The sequence below is a fragment of the Streptomyces sp. DH41 genome, assembly GCF_029813785.1.
Taxonomy (GTDB): domain Bacteria; phylum Actinomycetota; class Actinomycetes; order Streptomycetales; family Streptomycetaceae; genus Streptomyces.
Genome location: NZ_JARVKY010000010.1, coordinates 217,941 through 236,976, shown reverse-complemented (window position 1 = coordinate 236,976; position 19,036 = coordinate 217,941). Strand labels below are relative to the sequence as shown.

At 71.6% G+C, this 19,036-nt stretch carries 18 protein-coding genes; 4 read left to right on the top strand and 14 right to left on the bottom strand.

Annotated features, from left to right (window positions below; all coding sequences use genetic code 11):
- Nucleotides 1–2: 2 nt before the first annotated feature.
- The 4 genes from QC283_RS18965 to QC283_RS18950 form a co-directional block, all read right to left on the bottom strand.
- Nucleotides 3–1,133: a dipeptidase gene (locus QC283_RS18965; protein ID WP_279562741.1), complete on the bottom strand. Its 1,131-nt coding sequence runs from the start codon at nt 1,131–1,133 to the stop codon at nt 3–5.
- 124 nt (nt 1,134–1,257) lie between these two features.
- Nucleotides 1,258–2,436, bottom strand: a complete 1,179-nt coding sequence (locus tag QC283_RS18960) for a dipeptidase (RefSeq protein ID WP_279562740.1) — start codon at nt 2,434–2,436, stop codon at nt 1,258–1,260.
- 5 nt (nt 2,437–2,441) lie between these two features.
- Nucleotides 2,442–2,981 (bottom strand): 5-(carboxyamino)imidazole ribonucleotide mutase, encoded by a 540-nt coding sequence (gene purE / locus QC283_RS18955; protein WP_279562739.1) that lies wholly within the window; start codon nt 2,979–2,981, stop codon nt 2,442–2,444.
- Nucleotides 2,978–4,117: a 5-(carboxyamino)imidazole ribonucleotide synthase gene (locus QC283_RS18950; protein ID WP_279562738.1), complete on the bottom strand. Its 1,140-nt coding sequence runs from the start codon at nt 4,115–4,117 to the stop codon at nt 2,978–2,980. The genes purE and QC283_RS18950 overlap by 4 nt, the downstream gene beginning before the upstream one ends.
- A gap of 166 nt (nt 4,118–4,283) precedes the next feature.
- Between QC283_RS18950 and QC283_RS18945 the strand changes: the two genes are divergently transcribed.
- Nucleotides 4,284–4,874, top strand: coding sequence for a GtrA family protein (locus QC283_RS18945; protein WP_279562737.1), 591 nt, complete (start codon nt 4,284–4,286; stop codon nt 4,872–4,874).
- A gap of 73 nt (nt 4,875–4,947) precedes the next feature.
- On the opposite strand, the gene QC283_RS18940 is transcribed toward QC283_RS18945, so the two are convergent.
- Both QC283_RS18940 and QC283_RS18935 read right to left on the bottom strand, forming a co-directional pair.
- Nucleotides 4,948–6,222: an ATP-binding protein gene (locus QC283_RS18940; RefSeq protein ID WP_279562736.1), complete on the bottom strand. Its 1,275-nt coding sequence runs from the start codon at nt 6,220–6,222 to the stop codon at nt 4,948–4,950.
- A 31-nt stretch (nt 6,223–6,253) separates the two neighbouring features.
- Complete coding sequence (locus QC283_RS18935; RefSeq protein ID WP_053132192.1) at nt 6,254–6,931, bottom strand: response regulator transcription factor; 678 nt, start codon at nt 6,929–6,931, stop codon at nt 6,254–6,256.
- A gap of 545 nt (nt 6,932–7,476) precedes the next feature.
- On the opposite strand from QC283_RS18935, the gene QC283_RS18930 reads away from it, so the two are divergent.
- Entirely contained in the window at nt 7,477–8,973 is a 1,497-nt protein-coding gene (locus tag QC283_RS18930; RefSeq protein ID WP_279562735.1) for an MFS transporter, read from the top strand.
- 90 nt (nt 8,974–9,063) lie between these two features.
- Here QC283_RS18930 and QC283_RS18925 read toward each other — a convergent pair whose 3' ends face one another.
- Both QC283_RS18925 and QC283_RS18920 read right to left on the bottom strand, forming a co-directional pair.
- The gene (locus QC283_RS18925) at nt 9,064–9,258 is read right to left on the bottom strand and encodes a DUF397 domain-containing protein (protein WP_279562734.1); all 195 of its coding nucleotides are present in this window, start codon (nt 9,256–9,258) and stop codon (nt 9,064–9,066) included.
- Nucleotides 9,259–9,268: 10 nt separating this feature from the next.
- The gene (locus QC283_RS18920) at nt 9,269–10,123 is read right to left on the bottom strand and encodes a helix-turn-helix domain-containing protein (protein WP_279562733.1); all 855 of its coding nucleotides are present in this window, start codon (nt 10,121–10,123) and stop codon (nt 9,269–9,271) included.
- Nucleotides 10,124–10,349: 226 nt separating this feature from the next.
- Here QC283_RS18920 and QC283_RS18915 point away from each other — a divergent pair, with 226 nt between their 5' ends.
- Nucleotides 10,350–10,799: an ATP-binding protein gene (locus QC283_RS18915; RefSeq protein WP_279562732.1), complete on the top strand. Its 450-nt coding sequence runs from the start codon at nt 10,350–10,352 to the stop codon at nt 10,797–10,799.
- A 117-nt stretch (nt 10,800–10,916) separates the two neighbouring features.
- On the opposite strand, the gene QC283_RS18910 is transcribed toward QC283_RS18915, so the two are convergent.
- Together QC283_RS18910 and QC283_RS18905 are read right to left on the bottom strand one after the other, a co-directional pair.
- Nucleotides 10,917–11,540, bottom strand: a complete 624-nt coding sequence (locus QC283_RS18910; RefSeq protein ID WP_279562731.1) for an ATP-binding protein — start codon at nt 11,538–11,540, stop codon at nt 10,917–10,919.
- Nucleotides 11,541–11,729: 189 nt separating this feature from the next.
- Nucleotides 11,730–12,107 (bottom strand): STAS domain-containing protein, encoded by a 378-nt coding sequence (locus QC283_RS18905; RefSeq protein WP_279562730.1) that lies wholly within the window; start codon nt 12,105–12,107, stop codon nt 11,730–11,732.
- A 251-nt stretch (nt 12,108–12,358) separates the two neighbouring features.
- On the opposite strand from QC283_RS18905, the gene QC283_RS18900 reads away from it, so the two are divergent.
- Nucleotides 12,359–13,273, top strand: coding sequence for an RNA polymerase sigma factor SigF (locus QC283_RS18900; protein WP_279562729.1), 915 nt, complete (start codon nt 12,359–12,361; stop codon nt 13,271–13,273).
- 118 nt (nt 13,274–13,391) lie between these two features.
- Here QC283_RS18900 and hutI read toward each other — a convergent pair whose 3' ends face one another.
- The 4 genes from hutI to hutU form a co-directional block, all read right to left on the bottom strand.
- A complete protein-coding gene (gene hutI, locus QC283_RS18895; RefSeq protein WP_279562790.1) occupies nt 13,392–14,567 on the bottom strand; it encodes an imidazolonepropionase in 1,176 nt (391 codons plus the stop codon).
- Between the two features lie 74 nt (nt 14,568–14,641).
- Nucleotides 14,642–15,997: a formimidoylglutamate deiminase gene (locus QC283_RS18890; protein ID WP_279562728.1), complete on the bottom strand. Its 1,356-nt coding sequence runs from the start codon at nt 15,995–15,997 to the stop codon at nt 14,642–14,644.
- Nucleotides 15,994–17,217, bottom strand: a complete 1,224-nt coding sequence (locus tag QC283_RS18885) for an allantoate amidohydrolase (protein WP_279562727.1) — start codon at nt 17,215–17,217, stop codon at nt 15,994–15,996. The genes QC283_RS18890 and QC283_RS18885 overlap by 4 nt, the downstream gene beginning before the upstream one ends.
- Nucleotides 17,214–18,968: a urocanate hydratase gene (gene hutU, locus QC283_RS18880; RefSeq protein WP_279562726.1), complete on the bottom strand. Its 1,755-nt coding sequence runs from the start codon at nt 18,966–18,968 to the stop codon at nt 17,214–17,216. Before hutU ends, QC283_RS18885 begins: the two co-directional genes overlap by 4 nt.
- Nucleotides 18,969–19,036 lie beyond the last annotated feature (68 nt).

Sequence of the window (19,036 nt, the reverse complement as noted above, 5' to 3'; positions counted from 1 at the left end):
GGTCATCCGTCGAGTTCGGCGATCGTCGCCGTCGAAGGCTCCCGGCGCAGCTGTGCCGCGCGGGCGGTGAAGGCCGCTCCCCGCAGTACACGCTGGACGTTGCCCCAGGTCAGCAGGGCCACGTCGGCCTCGTCCCAGCCGCGCCGCAGCAGCTCGGCGATGAGCCGCGGGTAGCAGGAGGCGTCGCCGAGCTCCAGCGGATGGGCGGTGCCCGCGTCGTAGGTGCCGGACAGGCCGACGCTCCGCGGGCCGGCCACCGTGCGGACGTGGTCGAGATGGTCGGCGACGTCCCGGACTGTCGGGCCGGTCTGTTCGGCGGTCAGCGGCACCATGCACAGGCCCCCGGCCGCGCCCAGCTCGACGAGCAGGTCGTCGGGGAGGTTGGCGGGATGCGGGCGCAGGGCGCGGGCCGCGGAGCGGGTGCACAGCGCCGGAGCCTTGGAGATGGCGAAGGTGCGGCGGATGGTGTCGGCACAGGCGCCGGAGAGGTCGGCGACGACGCCGAGCCGGTTCATCTCGCGCACGACCTCCTCGCCGAACCGCGTCAGTCCCGCCTCACTCGCCCAACTCGCCCCGGTCAGCGTCAGTACGCGCAGGCCGAGAGCGTGCAGGGAGCGCAGGATGCCGAGGCAGTCGCCGAGGGCGGCGGCGCCGGCGGGTCCGGGCAGCACGGCGACCCGGCCGCAGTTGCGCGCGTCGATGGCCTGCCCGGCGTCGTAGGCGAGGCGCAGTCCCTCCGGGTAGGCCCGCACCACCGTCTTGACCAGGTCCAACTGCTCCAGGGTCGCGCCGACCGCACGGTCGCCGTCGACGGCCTCGGGCAGGTGCAGCGACCAGAACAGGGCGCCCACACGGCCCTCGCGCAGTCGCGGCAGGTCGGTGTCGACGGCGCTCTCGCCGAGCTCCAGGTCGTACCAGGGCAGGTGCTTGAGCGTGCGGGGCAGACCGCTGTAGCCGTCGGCGACGGGGTGGGCGGCCAGCACGGCGTGGGCCCGGGCCAGCGGCTCGTCGTCGGGGTCGGACACAGGCGCGTAGGGCTCCGGCGGGAAGGCCTGGGCGGCGGGCGGCACGGGCAGATCGTCGAGCCCGCCGGCCCCGGTGCTGGTGTGCAGGTCGTCCTGGAGGTCTGCCATGGCCGGCTCCGTACGGTCGTCGTGCGTTACGGTCACCGTCGCACGGAGCGGGAGGGGCTTCCTGGCGGGTGGGGCGTTCGGGGGTACGAGCGCCCCACCCGGGCGAGGACGAGGAGGGGCCGGCTCAGCCGTCCAGCTCCTCCGGCGTCGCGTTGGACGGCCCCCGGGTCGCCTGAAGGCCACGGGCCACGTCCTCGGCGGCGCCCAGCACCCGGACCGCGTTCTTCCAGGTCAGCTTGGCCAGGTCGGCCCGGGACCAGCCGCGGTCGAGCAGTTCGGCGATGAGGTTGGGGTAGCCGGAGACGTCGCCGAGACCGTCCGGGGTGAAGGGCGTGCCGTCGTAGTCCCCGCCGATGCCGAGGTGGTCGACGCCCGCGGCCTCGCGCATGTGGTCGAGGTGGTCGGCGACCGTGGACACCGTGGCGACCGGACGCGGGGAGTGCTCCTCGAAGGCGCGGTGGACCTTCATCGCCTCGGGGCCGGCGTCGAGGTGGTGGAAGCCGTGCGCGCGCATGTTCTCGTCGGCGGCGACCGTCCAGTCCACGGCCGCCTGGAGGACGAACTTCGGCACGAACGTCACCATCGCCATGCCGCCGTTGGCCGGCAGCCGCTCCAGGACGTCGTCCGGGATGTTGCGCGGGTGGTCGCAGACGGCGCGCGCGGAGGAGTGCGAGAAGATCACCGGTGCGGTGGAGGTGTCCAGCGCGTCGCGCATCGTCGTCGCCGCCACGTGCGAGAGGTCGACCAGCATGCCCTCGCGGTTCATCTCCCGCACGACCTCGCGGCCGAAGGCCGACAGACCGCCGACGCCGGGCTCGTCGGTCGCCGAGTCCGCCCACGCGATGTTGTCGTTGTGGGTGAGGGTCATGTAGCGCACGCCGAGCGCGTACAGCGCGCGGAGCGTGGCGAGCGAGTTGTCGATGGAGTGCCCGCCCTCGGCACCCATCAGGGACGCGATCCGGCCCTCGGCGCGCGCGGCCTCCATGTCGGCGGCGGTCAGCGCGGCGCGCAGGTCCCCGGGGTGGCGGTCGATCAGCCGCCGTACGCAGTCGATCTGCTCCAGCGTCGCGGTCACCGCGCCGGGCAGGTCCGAGCGGACGTACACCGACCAGTACTGCGCGCCGACGCCGCCGGCCCGCAGCCGGGCGAGGTCGGTGTGCAGGTGGGCGGACTGGTCGGCGGCGATGTCACGGGCGTCGAGGTCGTAGCGGACCTGCTCGCGCAGCGCCCAGGGCAGGTCGTTGTGGCCGTCGACGACGGGGAACTCGCGCAGCAGCTCCCGGGCCTGGTCGAGGGAGGTCACGGGCCTCACTTCCCGAAGCCGAAGGCCGCGGAGCCCTCGACCTTGGTGCGCAGCCGCTTGCCCTTCTCGGTGGCCTGGTCGCCCAGGTCCTGCTGGAACTCGCGCATGCGGGCGAGGAGCTCCTCGTCGTGCGCGGCGAGCATCCGCGCGGCCAGCAGGCCGGCGTTGCGGGCGCCGCCGACGGAGACCGTGGCGACGGGGACGCCGGCCGGCATCTGCACGATGGACAGGAGGCTGTCCATGCCGTCGAGGTACTTCAGCGGCACCGGCACGCCGATGACCGGGAGCGGGGTGACGGAGGCGAGCATGCCGGGCAGGTGGGCGGCGCCCCCGGCGCCCGCGACGATCGCCTTCAGACCGCGGCCGGCGGCCTGCTCGCCGTACGCGATCATCTCGCGCGGCATGCGGTGCGCGGAGACGACGTCGACCTCGTAGGCGATCTCGAACTCGTCGAGTGCCTTGGCGGCGGCCTCCATCACGGGCCAGTCGGAGTCGGACCCCATGACGATGCCCACGACCGGACTCACCGGGCTTACCGCGTTCATTCGGTGATCGTCCCTCTCAGGTAGCCGGCGGCGTGACGGGCGCGCTCCAGCACGTCGTCCAGGTCGTCGCCGTACGTGTTGACGTGGCCGACCTTGCGGCCGGGCTTCACGTCCTTGCCGTACATGTGGATCTTCAGCTGGGGGTCGCGGGCCATGCAGTGCAGGTACGCGGAGTACATGTCCGGATAGTCACCGCCGAGGACGTTGACCATGACCGTCCACGGGGCGCGCGGGCGCGGGTCGCCGAGGGGGAGGTCGAGGACCGCGCGGACGTGGTTGGCGAACTGCGACGTGATCGCGCCGTCCATCGTCCAGTGGCCGGAGTTGTGCGGGCGCATCGCCAGTTCGTTGACGAGGACGCGGCCGTCGCGGGTCTGGAACAGCTCGACGGCGAGGTGGCCGACGACGTCCAGCTCCTTGGCGATGCCGAGCGCCATCTCCTCGGCCCGCAGCGCCAGGGCCTCGTCGAGGCCGGGGGCGGGCGCGATCACCGTGTCGCAGACGCCCTTCACCTGCTGGGACTCGACGACGGGGTACGCCACGGCCTGGCCGTGCGGGGAGCGGACCACGTTGGCGGCCAGCTCGCGGACGAAGTCGACCTTCTCCTCCGCCAGCACGGGCACACCGGCGCGGAAGGGCTCGGCGGCCTCCTCGACGGAGTCCACCACCCACACCCCCTTGCCGTCGTAGCCGCCGCGCACGGTCTTGAGGACGACGGGGAAACCGTCACCCTCGTCCGCGAAGGCGGCCACGTCGGCCGGATCGCGCACGATCCGGTGCCGTGGACAGGGCACGCCGATCGCGTCGAGTTTCGCGCGCATCACGCCCTTGTCCTGGGCGTGCACGAGCGCGTCAGGACCGGGACGCACGGGGATGCCGTCCGCCTCCAGGGCCCTGAGGTGCTCGGTCGGCACGTGCTCGTGATCGAAGGTGATCACGTCACAGCCGCGCGCGAACTCGCGCAACGTGTCCAGGTCGCGATAGTCGCCGACGACGACTTCGTTCACGACCTGCGCCGCAGAGTCCTGAGGAGTGTCACTGAGGAGCTTGAACCTGATGCCCAACGGGATGCCCGCCTCGTGTGTCATACGAGCGAGCTGGCCACCGCCGACCATACCGACTACCGGGAACGTCACCCCCCTAGCGTATCCGCCGCGCGGGGCCCACCTGTTTACCGGCCGTTTCCCCGACGGTCCCGACCTCCGTGAGCGTCGCTCCGGGTCCGTCCGCAGGAAGATCGCGCGTCCGGGTGGTTAGCATGAACGGATTGACGCCAACCGACGGACGGGGGCCTGCACGACCATGGAACATGGTTCCTCGGGTGCTCATACGGCTCCCGCGACACCCCCGGCATCACCCACGCCCCCGGCCCCGCGCGGCCCGGTGCGGCATCGGCTCGAAGGGCTGGTCCGCGAGGTCGTGAAGTTCGGCGCGGTGGGCGGCGCGGGGGTCCTGGTCAACCTCCTCGTCTTCAACCTGGTACGGCACGTGACCGACCTCCACGTGGTGCGGGCCAGCATCGTCGCGACCGTCGTCGCGATCGCCTTCAACTACCTGGGGTTCCGCTACTTCACCTACCGGGACCGCGACAAGAGCCGCCAAACCCGCGAGATGTCGCTGTTCCTGCTGTTCAGCGCGGTCGGGCTGGTGATCGAGAACGGCGTGCTGTACACGGCGACGTACGGCTTCGGCTGGGACAGCCCGCTGCAGAGCAACATCTTCAAGTTCCTCGGCATCGGCATCGGCACGCTGTTCCGCTTCTGGTCGTACCGCAGCTGGGTCTTCCGCACGCGGCCGGCCCGCCGGCCGGTGACGCGGGCGGAGACCTTCCTGGAGCACGAGGAGCCGACGGCCGTACGCGCCCCCGACGGCGCCCCCGCGGCGCAGCGCTGAGGACGACCGAGGCCACCCTCTCGACGCGTGACGCCCAGTGCGGTACGCCTTGGCGCACCGTCGTGCGGTACGCCTAGCGCACCGTCTCCCCCGAGTCCCCGGACGGCTTCTTCGACGGCGGCGTGCGCGACAGGAACAGGCCGAACACCGGGGGGCGGCCCTGGAGGAGCTCCAACCGGCCGCCGTCCGCCTCGGCCAGGTCGCGGGCGACGGCGAGGCCGATGCCCGTCGAGTTCCGCCCGCTGATCGCGCGCTCGAAGATCCGCGCCCCCAGGTCGGCCGGGACGCCGAGTCCCTCGTCGGTGACCTCGACCACCGCCTGGTTGCCGGTCACCCGGGTCCGCAGGGCCACCGTGCCGCCCCCGTGCATCAGGGAGTTCTCGATCAGCGCCGCCAGCACCTGCGCCACGGCGCCCGGGGTGCCCACGGCCGTCAGATGCCGTTTGCCGGAGCTGACGATCGCCCGTCCCTCGCTCCGGTAGGCGGGGCGCCACTCGTCGATCTGCTGCTGGATGACGTCGTCCAGCTCGAAGGTGACGGCGGAGCCGCTGCGCGGGTCGCGGGAGTTCGTCAGCAGCCGGTCCACGACGTCCGTCAGCCGCTCCACCTGCGACAGCGCGATCGTGGCCTCCTCCTTCACCGTCTCCGGCTCGTCGGTGAGGGTGATCTCCTCCAGCCGCATGGACAGCGCGGTCAGCGGCGTACGCAACTGGTGGGAGGCGTCGGCGGCCAGGCGGCGCTCGGCGGTGAGCATCCGGGCGATGCGCTCGGCGGAGGAGTCCAGCACGTCCGCGACGCGGTCCAGCTCGGGGACGCCGTAGCGCTTGTGCCTCGGGCGCGGGTCGCCGGAGCCGAGGCGTTCGGCGGTCTCGGCGAGGTCGGTGAGCGGGGAGGCGAGCCGGTTGGCCTGCCGGATCGCCAGCAGCACCGCCGCGATCACCGCGAGCAGCGCCACCAGGCCGATGATCAGCAGGGTCCGGCCGACCTCACGGGTCACCGCGGAGCTCGGCTCCTCGACGAGGACGGTCTCGCCCTCCTCGCCGGTGGCCTTGCCGCGGATGACCTCGCCGGTCGGCCGGCTGCCGACCTCGATGACCGGCTTGCCGGGGATCCTGATCTCGGCGTACCGGGCGTCCCGGACCTGCTCCCGCAGGAACTTGGCGTCGACCGATCCGGTGCCGAGCAGCCGGCTGTCCACGATGCTGGCCAGCCGCACCGCCTCCAGGTCGACCCGCTCCTGCGCGGAGCTGCTGATCGTCCGGGTCTCGACGATCACGAGGGAGACGCCGAACACGGCGATCACGATGAGCACCACGGCGAGCGTGGACTGGATCAGTCGACGGCGCATGTCCTCTTACCCGGGCAGGCCCTGCGGGCGCTCAGTTCTTCTCGAAACGGAAACCGACGCCGCGCACGGTGGCGATGTAGCGGGGGTTCGCCGCGTCGTCCCCCAGCTTCTTGCGCAGCCAGGAGATGTGCATGTCGAGGGTCTTGGTCGACGACCACCAGGTGGTGTCCCAGACCTCGCGCATCAACTGGTCGCGGGTGACGACCCGGCCGGCGTCGCGCACCAGCACCCGCAGCAGGTCGAACTCCTTGGCGGTGAGCTGGAGCTCCTCCTCGCCCATCCAGGCCCGGTGCGACTCGACGTCGATGCGCACACCGTGCGTCGCGGGCGGCTGTGGAGGCTCGACGGAACCGCGCCGCAGCAGGGCACGGACCCGGGCGAGCAGCTCGGCGAGGCGGAAGGGCTTGGTGACGTAGTCGTCGGCGCCCGCGTCCAGGCCGACGACGGTGTCCACCTCGTCGGCGCGCGCGGTCAGGATCAGGATCGGCACGGCGTGGCCCTCGGAGCGCAGCCGGCGGGCGACCTCCAGCCCGTCCATGCCCGGCAGGCCCAGGTCCAGCACGACCAGGTCGACGCCGCCCTGCAGGCCGGCGTCGAGTGCGGTGGGTCCGTCCTCACGCACCTCGACCTCGTACCCTTCCCGGCGCAGTGCGCGGGCCAGCGGCTCCGAGATGGACGCGTCGTCCTCGGCGAGCAGTACACGGGTCATGAGCTGATGGTAGTCCGCTCGGAGCAGCGCCCGGGGCGTGATCGACCCGAGGATCTCTTACCTGCGGACAAGCCGGGCACCCGCCGCGTGACCTGCCCACTCGGCCCACCGCCGACCCCTTGTGCGAACCTGCGGCTGTGGGGTGCCATCCTGTGATGGACCTTCGAAAGATCGTTCGCGGTTCCAGTATCACCTGTGATCCGCGTCTCAAGTCCTTCCATACCGGGCGGTGTCCTGCCGTATGGTGAATCAGCGCCTGTAGCACCCAGGGGACCCTTTGGCGACAGTACGACGCTGAGGGTCTCTTTTGTGTGCGGGCCGGCCCCCACGGCCGGCCTTGAAAGGAATGACCTGTGGCCGGGCCTCAACGCGTGCAGTGCCGCGCGCGGAGGCGTGGATCCCGGTGGCCGCCGTCCACCGCTTCGTGATCCGGAGCGGAATCCCTCAGGCGTGGGGTGGACGGATGACGAGCCGCCGGTGCCGGCCGCCTCCCCCACCGGGCGCGCATCGCCTCATGAGCGCGTCCCGACCAGCAAGGATCGACCATGGCGTCCAGCCTGACGAAGGACTCGGTCTCTCCGGGCACCCCCGGATCCGAGAAGACCTTCTTCGGCCACCCCCGCGGACTGGCCACTCTCTTCATGACCGAGATGTGGGAGCGTTTCTCCTACTACGGCATGAGGGCCCTGCTCCCGCTGTACCTGGTGGCCCCCGGCGGTCTCGGCATGAACGCCGGCACCGCGACCGCGATCTACTCGGTGTACCTCTCGCTGGTGTACCTGCTCACGATGCCGGGCGGCTGGTTCGGCGACCGTGTCTGGGGTCCCCGCAAGACCGTCGCCGTCGCCGGTGGCGTGATCATGCTCGGCCACCTCACGCTGGCGCTGCCGTCCTCCGGCACGTTCTTCGCGGGCCTCGGTCTGGTCGCCATCGGCTCGGGTCTGCTGAAGGCCAACATCTCCACGATGGTCGGCCAGCTCTACAGCGGCCCCGACGATCCGCGCCGCGACGGTGGCTTCACCGTCTTCTACATGGGCATCAACCTCGGTGCCTTCGCCGCGCCGCTGATCATCGGCACCATCGGTGAGAACGTCAACTGGCACCTGGGCTTCGCGCTCGCCGCGGTCGGCATGGGTCTGGGCGTGGTGCAGTTCCTGCTCGGCAGCCGTCACCTGGCGCCGCACTCCAGCGTGGTCCCGAAGCCGCTGACGACGGCGGAGAAGACCTCCACCCTGCGCAAGGCCGCCTTCTGGGCCGCCCTCGCCGTCGTCTTCTACGCGATCGTCGGCTTCTCCGGCAACTACACCCTGAACTGGATCCTGGTCCCGCTGACCCTGCTCGGCGTGATCATCCCGGTGCTGGTGCTGACCCGCATCAAGCGCGACAAGGACCTGGACCGCGCCGAGCAGTCGAAGATGTCCGCGTACATCTGGTTCTTCGTCGCCGCGGCCGTCTTCTGGATGATCTACGACCAGGGCGGCTCGACCCTGTCGCTGTTCGCCGACTCCTCCACCGACACCAGCGTCTTCGGCTGGGAGTTCCCGGTCTCGTGGTTCCAGTCGGTCAACCCGGTCATCATCATGGCCCTGGCCCCGGTCTTCGCCACGGTGTGGCTGGCGCTCGCGCGGCGCGGCAAGGAGCCGAGCACGATCGTCAAGTTCTCCTTCGGCCTGGTCCTGGTCGGCGCGTCCTTCTTCCTCTTCCTGGCCCCGCTGTCCATCGCGGAGGGCGGCCACAAGGCTGCCGCGCTGTGGCTGGTGGCGATCTACTTCGTGCAGACCTGCGGTGAGCTGATGCTCTCCCCGGTCGGCCTGTCGGTCACCACGAAGATGGCGCCCGTGAAGTACGCCTCGCAGATGATGGGCGTCTGGTTCCTGGCCGTCACCGCCGGTGACGCGACGACCGGTCTGCTCTCCATCGCCGGCGTCGACCTGAACAAGACGGGCATCGTGGCCGCGGAGGCCACGCTCGCCGTGGTCGCCGGTATCGCGATCTGGATGTACCGCAAGCGCGTCAAGGAACTCATGGGCGACGTGCGCTGAGCCGATCCGGCCTGGCGGTCCTGTTCCGCGGAGGGTCATCGCGTCCGGGTGGACGCGGTGGCCCTCCGGGCGTTCGGGGGGCTCCGGAGATTACGGGCGGCTCTCCGCGCCTGCTCTCGCCATGCCCGAGAGGAAGTCCGCCCATGCGGTGCGGGGGAAAGCGATGCGTGATCCGGTCGGGGTCTTGGAGTCGCGGACCAGGGTGACGGTCGCGGTGGTGGCTATCTCGACGCAGTTCGAACCGTCGGGGCTGTAGGTGGACTTGCGCCAGGTGAGAGGCTGCACGTTCTTCCTTTCAGAGGCTCTGGGTGAGGTGTTCGATGAACTTGCGGGACTCGGCGGCATCGAGCGCGCAGGTCTCCATGCGGTCGAGGAGCGTCCGGTACTTCGAGAGCTGGGCCTCCGCGTCCAAGAACTCGCACCCGCCGTGGTGGGTGTCCAACTGGACGGTGTCGAGTTGAGGGACCGGGCCAGCCGCGTAGTCGAAGGGCTGACCGTTACCCGGGAAGTGAGGCGAGGCGTACGGGATGACCCGAACGGTCACGTTGCCCTGTTCGCTCAGTTCGAGGATGTGGAGCAGCTGGGCACGGGTGACGTCAGGTCCTCCGTACTGCATCCGCAGCGCTGCCTCGTGCACCAGGGCCGTGTAGGGGATGCCTCCGGCGCGATGGAGGACCTCCTGCCGCTTGATGCGGTACGAGAGGCGGTGCTCGAGCTCGTACGACCGGAAGGGCGGAACGGCTTCCCTGAGCATGGCCCGGGCGTGATCGGCAGTCTGCAACAGCGCGGGGATGTGTAGCGGGAGGGCCACGCGCAGCGCCGTCGCGTGGTGTTCCAGTTCCGCCAGATCGATCAGGCCAACCGGGAGATATTCCCGGTAGTCGTCCCACCAGCCACGGGTGCGGCCGCCCGTCATGGCGACCAGCGCCTCCACCAGTGCTTCGTCGGGGGAGCTGTACGCGCGAGCGAGGGTACGCACCCGCTCCGCGCCCACGGCATAGCGGCCCGACTCGATGCTGCTGATCTGCGCCTGTTTGAGACCGAGGAGTGCCGCAGCAGCGGTCGAGGTCAGGCCCGAGTGTTCACGGAGCTTGCGGAGTTCGGCGCCGAGGCGTTGCTGGCGCAAGGTGGGCGGGGTGCTGGGCGGCACGGTCCTTCTCTCGTCACGGCGCGCTCCCTCGCGTCACTCGCACGAGGGAAATGTAAATCCTCTGCTCTGTTCGATGTTAAGTATCACATCGAACCCTCTATGGTGAGTTTCGCTTCACCGCCCAACCTCCCGCCCCCGTAAGCCGGAAGCGCACCCCCACAGGCACAGCCACCGCTCGGCGCGGCCGTTGGGCAGCCGAACCCCCTCGCTCCAGAAAGGCTGCTTCATGGGCACCGTATCCCCGTCCGACACCTGGGCGTACGCCCTCCGCCTGCCGCACGACCCGAGAGCCGCACGCGTCGCACGCATGACCGTACGGGCCGCCCTCGGTGGGCACGGGCGGCACGGAGTACTGGACACCGTCGAGCTGTTGACGTCGGAGCTGGTCACCAATGCCTACCGGCACACCCGCGGACCGTGCTCGCTGCGCCTCACCGCACTGAGTGACGGGCGGCTGCGAGTCGGGGTGTGGGACAGCCACCCGCACATTCCCTCGCCCTTCGCGGAACCGCCGGGAGAGCGCCGTACGACGCCCGCCCCGTCGGGGGACGCGGAGGGCGGGCGCGGGCTGCACCTCGTGCGGGCGTGCGCGGACTCGTGGGGTGGATGGTCGCTGGGTGACGACCTGCTCGCGAGGGGCGCCGGGAAGCTGCTGTGGTTCGAGGTGAGGGGGTAGCGCCGAGGGCGCGGGCCCCGCCGGGGTCTGGGGCGGAGCCCCAGGAGGGGGCCTCCTCGGCCGACCGAGACGGGTGGGCGGGTGGGAAAAGGCCGGAAGAGCGCCGCAGGCACACGCCTACGCCGGCGCCCCCAGCTCCGCCCACACCCTCTTGCCCGCGACGCCCTGCGTACGCACCACACCCCAGTCCAGGCACAGCCGCTGCACGATGAACATGCCGTGTCCGCCGGGACGCCCGGCGCGGTGCGGGGTGCGCGGCGCCGGCTGCCCCGTGCCCCGGTCGGAGACCTCCAGCCGGATCACCTTCTTCTCACAGGTGATCCACAGCTCGTCCGGCCCCTCGGCATGCAGACAGGCGTTGGTGACCAGCTCGGACACCACGAGCAGTACGTCCTCGGCGGCGGCACGCTGGTCCGCGGTGGCGGAGGGCAGCCAGCCCCAGGCGTACAGCGCCTGGCGGGTGAAGTCACGAGCGAGCGGGACCACCCCGCTCTGGTCGTCGAAGCTGAGGCGGCGGACCTGCCGCCCTCCGCCACCGGCGGGGACCCCCGCGGACGCGGCGGCCCCGGACGCGGGCGGGGACGGGGACGAGGACACGGACCCCCCGATCACGGCGGACTGCCCGGCGGGCACGCCACCCTCGGACTCCCCGGTCCCGGACGCGCCCCCCTCGGACGCCCCGGAAGCGCCGCTGGGCTCCGGACCACGGTCGCCCGGCGAGTAGGGCCGGGTGGTGCTCATCAGCGCTTCACCTCACCGATTCACCAGTTCACGTTTCAAAGTCGTACGTCGTACACAGTCGGTTCAGGGGGTCTCCTGCCCGACCGGACCGTCCGAACACCCCTGTATTCGGCACGAAACCTCGGACGGGGCGAAAACCCCTGCCCCAGGGGGCGCGCGAGACCCGTCGCCGGCTGGACAAGGACCGGCTCAGCCGGTCGCGTCGGCCAGGGCGGCCTCAAGCGTGTCATGGAGGGTGAAGACCGCTTCGGCCCCCGTGATCTCGAACACGCGAGCCACTACGGGCTGCATGGCCACCAGATGCACACCGCCCCCCGCGGCCTCCGCCTTCAACCGCGCGCCGAGCAGGACGTTGAGCCCTGTGGAGTCGCAGAACTCCAGACGCGAGCAGTCGACGACAAGCCGGTTGAATCCCTTGGCGAGACAGTCCTCCAGGGGCTCGCGCAACAAATCGGCGGTGTGATGATCCAACTCACCCGCCGGAGTCACGACGGCACTGGGGCCCTCGTCCCGCACCTCCACCAGTAGCCGGCCCGACTGGGCACTGCCGACCGTCCCGCGGTCCATGCCGTTTTCTCTCCCGAGGTCGTGACTGCTTGCTGACGCCCTCGAACACTACGCCTTCCCAGCGCACTCCGACACCCGAACAACCGCACACAAACGGACATACTCGCACATAACACACTTGCGGTGGGCTCGGTAAACCCGGTAGGGCTAGTAGGACACGTAAACCGACACGGCCGGCTTTGGAGGCGCCGCACACCGCAGTGCACGTAACTGGCTTCGGCAGCCGTATGCCGAGAACGATGGAGGACATCATGTCACCCCGGCTCGACGGATCGCGTACCCAAGAAGCGACGTCGACACTCCCTCCGGAACATCTGGATCCCATCGAGCATCATGACGCGGTCGTCGACCACGACGGCGCACTCGCCGGGCTTCCGGACATCCCCGCTTACGACGAGGTTGCTCCGGCGGACGCCCGGGCCCTGTCCAAGACCCTCTTCGAGCGGCTGGAGTCGCTGGAGGAAGGCACCCACGAGTACGCGTACGTACGCAACACGCTCGTCGAGCTCAACCTCGCGCTGGTCAAGTTCGCCGCCTCCCGCTTCCGCTCCCGCAGCGAGCCGATGGAGGACATCATCCAGGTCGGCACGATCGGCCTGATCAAGGCGATCGACCGCTTCGAGACGTCCCGCGGTGTGGAGTTCCCCACGTTCGCGATGCCGACCATCATCGGCGAGATCAAGCGCTTCTTCCGCGACACCTCGTGGTCCGTGCGCGTCCCGCGCCGCCTCCAGGAGCTGCGGCTCGACCTGGCCAAGGCCGGCGACGAGCTGGCCCAGCGCCTCGACCGCGCCCCCACGGTGAGCGAACTGGCCGAGCACCTCGGCCTGTCCAAGGACGAGGTCGTCGAGGGCATGGCGGCGTCCAACGCCTACACCGCCTCCTCGCTGGACGCCCAGCCGGAGGAGGACGACGCCGAGGGCGCGCTGGCCGACCGCATCGGTTACGAGGACCACGGACTCGAGGGCATCGAGTACGTCGAGTCGCTGAAGCCGCTGATCGCCGAACTCCCGTCCCGGGACCGGAAGATCCTCTCGCTCCGCTTCGTCGCGGGGATGACCCAGTCGGAGATCGGCGAGGAACTGGGCATCTCCCAGATGCACGTCTCGCGCCTGCTGTCGCGGACACTCGTACGACTGCGCAAGGGGCTCACGGTCGAGGAGTAAACCCTCACCGCGCGACGCTTGCCCTCCAGGGGGGCGGTCCGGAACCGGGCCGCCCCCCTTCGGGCTGTCGAGGGCCGCGCCGCCCTCTCGGCTGCGCTCCCGCCGAAGCGCGCGCCGCTCACACCATCTGTACGCCCCGTCGCCACACGCCCGCGACCAGGGGAACTCCGGGCCGGTAGGCCAGGTGGACATGGCTGGGGGCGTCGAGGAGGGTCAGGTCGGCGTAGGCGCCCGGGGTGAGGCGGCCGATGTCGTCGCGGCGCAGGGCGGCCGCGCCGCCCGCGGTGGCCGACCAGACGGCCTCGTCGGGGGTCATCCCCATGTCCCGTACGGCGAGCGCGACGCAGAAGGGCACCGAGGACGTGAAGGACGAGCCGGGGTTGCAGTCGGTGGACAGCGCGACCGTCACGCCGGCGTCGATCAGGCGCCGGGCGTCCGGCCACTCGGCGCGGGTGGAGAACTCGGCGCCGGGGAGCAGGGTGGCGACGGTGCGGCTGTTCGCGAGGGCGTCCACGTCGGTGTCGGTGAGGTGGGTGCAGTGGTCGGCGCTGGCCGCGTCGAGGTCCACGGCGAGCTGGACGCCGGGGCCGTGGGAGAGCTGGTTGGCGTGGACGCGGGGGTGCAGTCCCTTGGCCTTGCCGGCGGTGAGGATCGCGCGGGCCTGGTCGCCGTCGAAGGCGCCCTTCTCGCAGAACACGTCGATCCAGCGGGCGTACGGGGCGCAGGCGTCGAGCATCTCGCCGGTGACGAGGGCGACGTAGGCGGCCGGGTCGTCGGCGAGTTCGGGGGCGACGATGTGGGCGCCGAGGAAGGTGACCTCGTCGGTGTGGCGGGCGGCGACCCGCAGGGCGCGGGACTCGTCGGCGGTGGTCAGGCCGTAGCCGGACTTGGTCTCGAAGGTGGTGGTGCCCTGGCGCAGGGCCTCTTCGAGGTAACGGGTGAGGCCCGCCTCCAGTTCCGCGTCGCTCGCGGCCCGGGTCGCGGCGACGGTGGTGCGGATGCCGCCGGCGCTGTAGGGGCGGCCGGACATGCGGGCGTTGAACTCCTCGGTGCGGTCACCGCCGAACAGGAGGTGGGAGTGGGAGTCGACGAAGCCGGGGAGGACCGCCCGGCCGCCGGCGTCGAGGCGGTTGTCAGTGGCGGGTGCTTTGCTTGATTCACCGGTCCACGCGACGCGGTCGCCGTCGATGACGACGGCCGCGTCCCGGACCAGTCCGAGGGGGGAGTTGTCACCCAGGGAGGGGTCGTTGGTGACGAGTGCGGCGATGTTGGTGATGACGGTGCTGCTGCTCATGGTGTCCGTGACGTCCTCGTGCGGGCGGAAGCGGATGTGGGGGCGGGAGCGGAAGTGGGGGCGGGCGGGCGCGGTCACGCGCGCAGGGCTTCGACGGCCCGCGCGAGGGCCTGTGGCACATCGGGTACGAGGGTGTGCGCCCCGTCGCGTACGACGTGCCGTCCGCCCACGACCGTGTGCCGCACGTCCGCTGCCGTCGCCGCGAATACGGCCGTCTCGGCGCCGAGCCTGGGCAGCGGCCCCGCTGTTCTGACGGAGTCGAGGGCGAGGGTGGTGAGGTCGGCGCGGGCCCCGGCCTCGATGGTCCCGGCGTCGTCCCAGCCGAGGGCGGCGTGGCCGTCGGCGGTGGCGGCGCGCAGCAGGGCGGCGGCGGTCCAGTGGCCGCGGGTGCGGGTGCGCAGGCGCTCGTTCAGCTCCATGGCGCGGGCCTCCTCCAGCAGGTCGACGACGGCGTGGCTGTCGGAGCCGAGACAGAGCGGGGAGCCCGCCCGCTGAAGGGCGGCCGCGGGGCCGATGCCGTCGGCGAGGTCGCGTTCCGTGGTGGGGCACATGCAGGTGCCGGTGCGGCTGCCGCCGAGCAGGGCGATGTCCTCGTCGGTGAGGTGGGTGTTGTGGACGCCGGTGGTGCGGGGGCCGAGCACGCCGTGGTCGGCGAGGAGCCGGGTCGGGGAGCAGCCGTGGGCGTCGCGGCAGGCGTCGTTCTCGGCGGTCTGCTCGGACAGGTGCGCATGCAGCGGGGCCCGCCGCTCCTCGGCCCAGCGCGCCACGGTCGCCAGCTGGTCGGCGGGCACGGCCCGTACGGAGTGGATCGCCGCTCCGATCCGTGCGTGATCCCGTTCCTTGAGAAGTGAACAGCGTTCCGCCCAGGCTTCCGCCGTGCCGTCGCGGAAGCGGAGCTGGTGGGTGTTCGGGGGCTGCCCGAAACCGGCGGACAGGTAGCAGGTGTCGAGGAGGGTGATGCGGACGCCGGCTTCGGCGGCGGCCTCGATCAGGGCCTCGCCCATCGCGTTGGGGTCGGCGTAGGGGGTGCCGCCCGGGGCGTGGTGGACGTAGTGGAACTCGCCGACGGTGGTGACGCCGGCGAGGGCCATCTCCGCGTACACCGCGCGGGCGAGCTGACGGTAGGCCTCGGGGGTCAGCCGGTCGGCGACGGAGTACATGACCTCGCGCCAGGTCCAGAAGGTGCCGGAGCCGACCTGGACGGTGCCGCGCAGGGCGCGGTGGAAGGCGTGGCTGTGGGCGTTGGCGAGGCCGGGGAGGGTCAGTCCGCGCAGGATCTCGGCGCCGGGGGGCGGGGTGGGGGTGTCCTGGCGGACGGCGGTGATGCGACCGGCGTGCACGTCGAGGGCGACGCCCGGCTCGACGTGGGTGCCGAGCCAGGCGTGTTCCAGCCAGTACGTCCGGGTCCGCTCGGTGTCGGTGGGGGTCACGTGCGGGCCAGCCCTTCCAGTACGTCGGCGAGTGCGCTCACCCCGGCCACGCAGTCGTCCTCGGCGGCGTACTCGGCCGGGGAGTGCGAGACGCCGGTGGGGTTGCGTACGAACAGCATGGCGGTCGGGACGCGTCCGGAGAGGATTCCGGCGTCGTGTCCGGCACCGGTGCCGAGGACGGGCACCTCGGGATCCGCTTCCGTGTCGCCGCCGAGGATGCGGGCGAGTTCGTCGCGCAGGGCGTGGTCGAAATCGACGACGGGCGTGAAGGACTCGCGTTCGACGTCGAGGTCGACGCCGTGGGCGGCGGCGTACTCGCGGGCGGCCTTCTCGATGCCGGTCACCACGGTGTCCAGGCTTTCCTGGTCGGCGGCGCGGGAGTCGAGCCAGCCGCGTACGAGGGACGGGATGGCGTTGACGCCGTTGGGCTCGACGGCGATCTTGCCGAAGGTGGCGACGGCACCGGCGAGTTCCGCCTCGCGGCGGGCGGCGAGGACGGTCTCGGCGTAGCTCAGCATGGGGTCGTGCCGGTCGGGGAGCCGGGTGGTGCCGGCGTGGTTGGCCTCGCCGCGGAAGTCGAACCGCCAGCGGCCGTGCGGCCAGATGGCGCTGGCGAGGCCGATCCGGTCGCCGGACAGGTCGAGGGCGCGGCCCTGTTCGACGTGGAGCTCGACGAAGGCGCCGATGCGGGCGAGGCGCTCGGGGTCGGGTCCGATGGTGTCCGGGTCGTACCCGGCGGCCTCCATGGCCCGCGGGAGCGTGATGCCGTCGCCGTCGGTCAGGCGGTGGGCCTGCTCGACGGTGAGCGCGCCCGCGGTGAGCCGGGAGCCGACGCAGGCGAGGCCGAAGCGGGCGCCCTCCTCGTCGCCGAAGTTGACGATGCCGAGGGGTCTGGCGAGGCGCGCTCCCCTCCCGCGCAGTTCGTCCAGGGCCGCGAAGGCGGACACCACGCCGAGAGGGCCGTCGAAGGCGCCGCCGTCGGGCACGGAGTCCAGGTGGGAGCCGGTGACGACGGCGTTCTGGGCGGCGGGGTCGCCGAGCCAGGCCCACTGGTTGCCGTTGCGGTCGAGCTCGTAGGTCAGTCCGCGGGCCTCGGCCTGCTCCCGGAACCAGGTCCGGCAGTCGGCGTCGGCGCCGGTCCAGGCGTAGCGGCGGTAGCCGCCGGAGGCGGAGCTGCGGCCGACCGGCAGCAGCTCCGCCCACATGCTGTGGAAGCTCACGCGTCGCCACCCTCGCGCGCGCCGTCACTCTCGCGCGTCCCGTCACTCTCGCGCGTCCCGTCACTCTCGCGCGTCCCGTCGCCCTCGCGCATGGGCACCCGCACGCCCCGCTCCCCGGCGACCGAGTCGGCGATGTCGTACCCGGCGTCGACGTGCCGGATGACGCCCATGCCGGGGTCGTTGGTGAGGACGCGGCGGATCTTCTCGCCGGCCAGCGCGGTGCCGTCGGCGACGGTGACCTGACCGGCGTGGAGGGAGCGGCCCATGCCGACGCCGCCGCCGTGGTGCAGGGAGACCCAGGAGGCGCCGGAGGCCACGTTGACCATGGCGTTGAGCAGCGGCCAGTCGGCGATGGCGTCGGAGCCGTCGAGCATCGCCTCGGTCTCGCGGTACGGGGAGGCGACGGAGCCGCAGTCGAGGTGGTCGCGGCCGAGGACGAGGGGCGCGGCCAGCTCGCCGCTCGCCACCATGTCGTTGAACCGCTCGCCGGCCTTGTCGCGCTCGCCGTAGCCGAGCCAGCAGATACGGGCGGGCAGTCCCTGGAAGCGGACCCGCTCCCCCGCCATCCTGATCCAGCGGGCGAGGGACTCGTTCTCGGGGAAGAGGTCGAGGATCGCCTTGTCGGTCCTGGCGATGTCGGCGGGGTCGCCGGACAGCGCGGCCCAGCGGAAGGGGCCCTTGCCCTCGCAGAAGAGGGGGCGGATGTAGGCGGGGACGAAGCCGGGGAAGGCGAAGGCCCGGTCGTAGCCGGCGAGCCGGGCCTCGCCGCGGATGGAGTTGCCGTAGTCGAAGACCTCGGCGCCGGCGTCCTGGAAGCCGACCATGGCCTCGACGTGCCGGGCCATGGACTCGCGGGCGCGGGTGGTGAAGCCGGCCGGGTCCTTGGCGGCGGCGTCGGCCATGTCCTCGAAGGCGATCCCGGTGGGCAGGTAGGCCAGCGGGTCGTGGGCCGAGGTCTGGTCGGTGACGATGTCGATGGGGGCGCCCATGGCGAGCAGTTGGGGGACCATGTCGGCGGCGTTGCCGAGGACGCCGATGGAGAGCGGCTCGCGCCGGTCGCGGGCGTCGGTGGCCAGCTGGAGGGCGTGGTCGAGGGAGTCGGCCTTCACGTCGAGGAAGCGGTGCTCGATGCGGCGGTCGATGGCTCGCGGGTCGCAGTCGATACAGATCGCGACACCGTCGTTCATGGTGACGGCGAGGGGCTGGGCGCCTCCCATGCCGCCGAGGCCGGCGGTGAGGGTGATGGTCCCGGCGAGGGTGCCGCCGACCCCCTTACCCGTGGAATGCAGCTTGGCGGCGACGGCGGCGAAGGTCTCGTAGGTGCCCTGGAGGATGCCCTGGGTGCCGATGTAGATCCAGGAGCCGGCCGTCATCTGCCCGTACATGGTCAGGCCGAGGGCCTCCAGGCGGCGGAACTCCTCCCAGTTGGCCCAGTCGCCGACGAGGTTGGAGTTGGCGATGAGGACGCGCGGGGCCCACTCGTGGGTCTGCATGACGCCGACGGGGCGGCCGGACTGGACGAGCATCGTCTCGTCCTGCTTGAGGGTGCGCAGCGTGCGGACCATGGCGTCGAAGGAACGCCAGTCGCGGGCGGCCTTTCCCGTACCGCCGTAGACGACGAGCTTGTCGGGGTGCTCGGCGACCTCGGGGTCGAGGTTGTTCTGCAGCATCCGCAGGGCGGCCTCCTGCTGCCAGCCCAGGGCGCTCGGCGTCGTACCGCGTGGCGCTCGGACGGTGCGGGGTCCGGACATGGTCTGCCTCCTGGTGGCTTGCTCCCGGCGGATTGTTGCTACGGATATTCACATACTCGTCTTGTGAA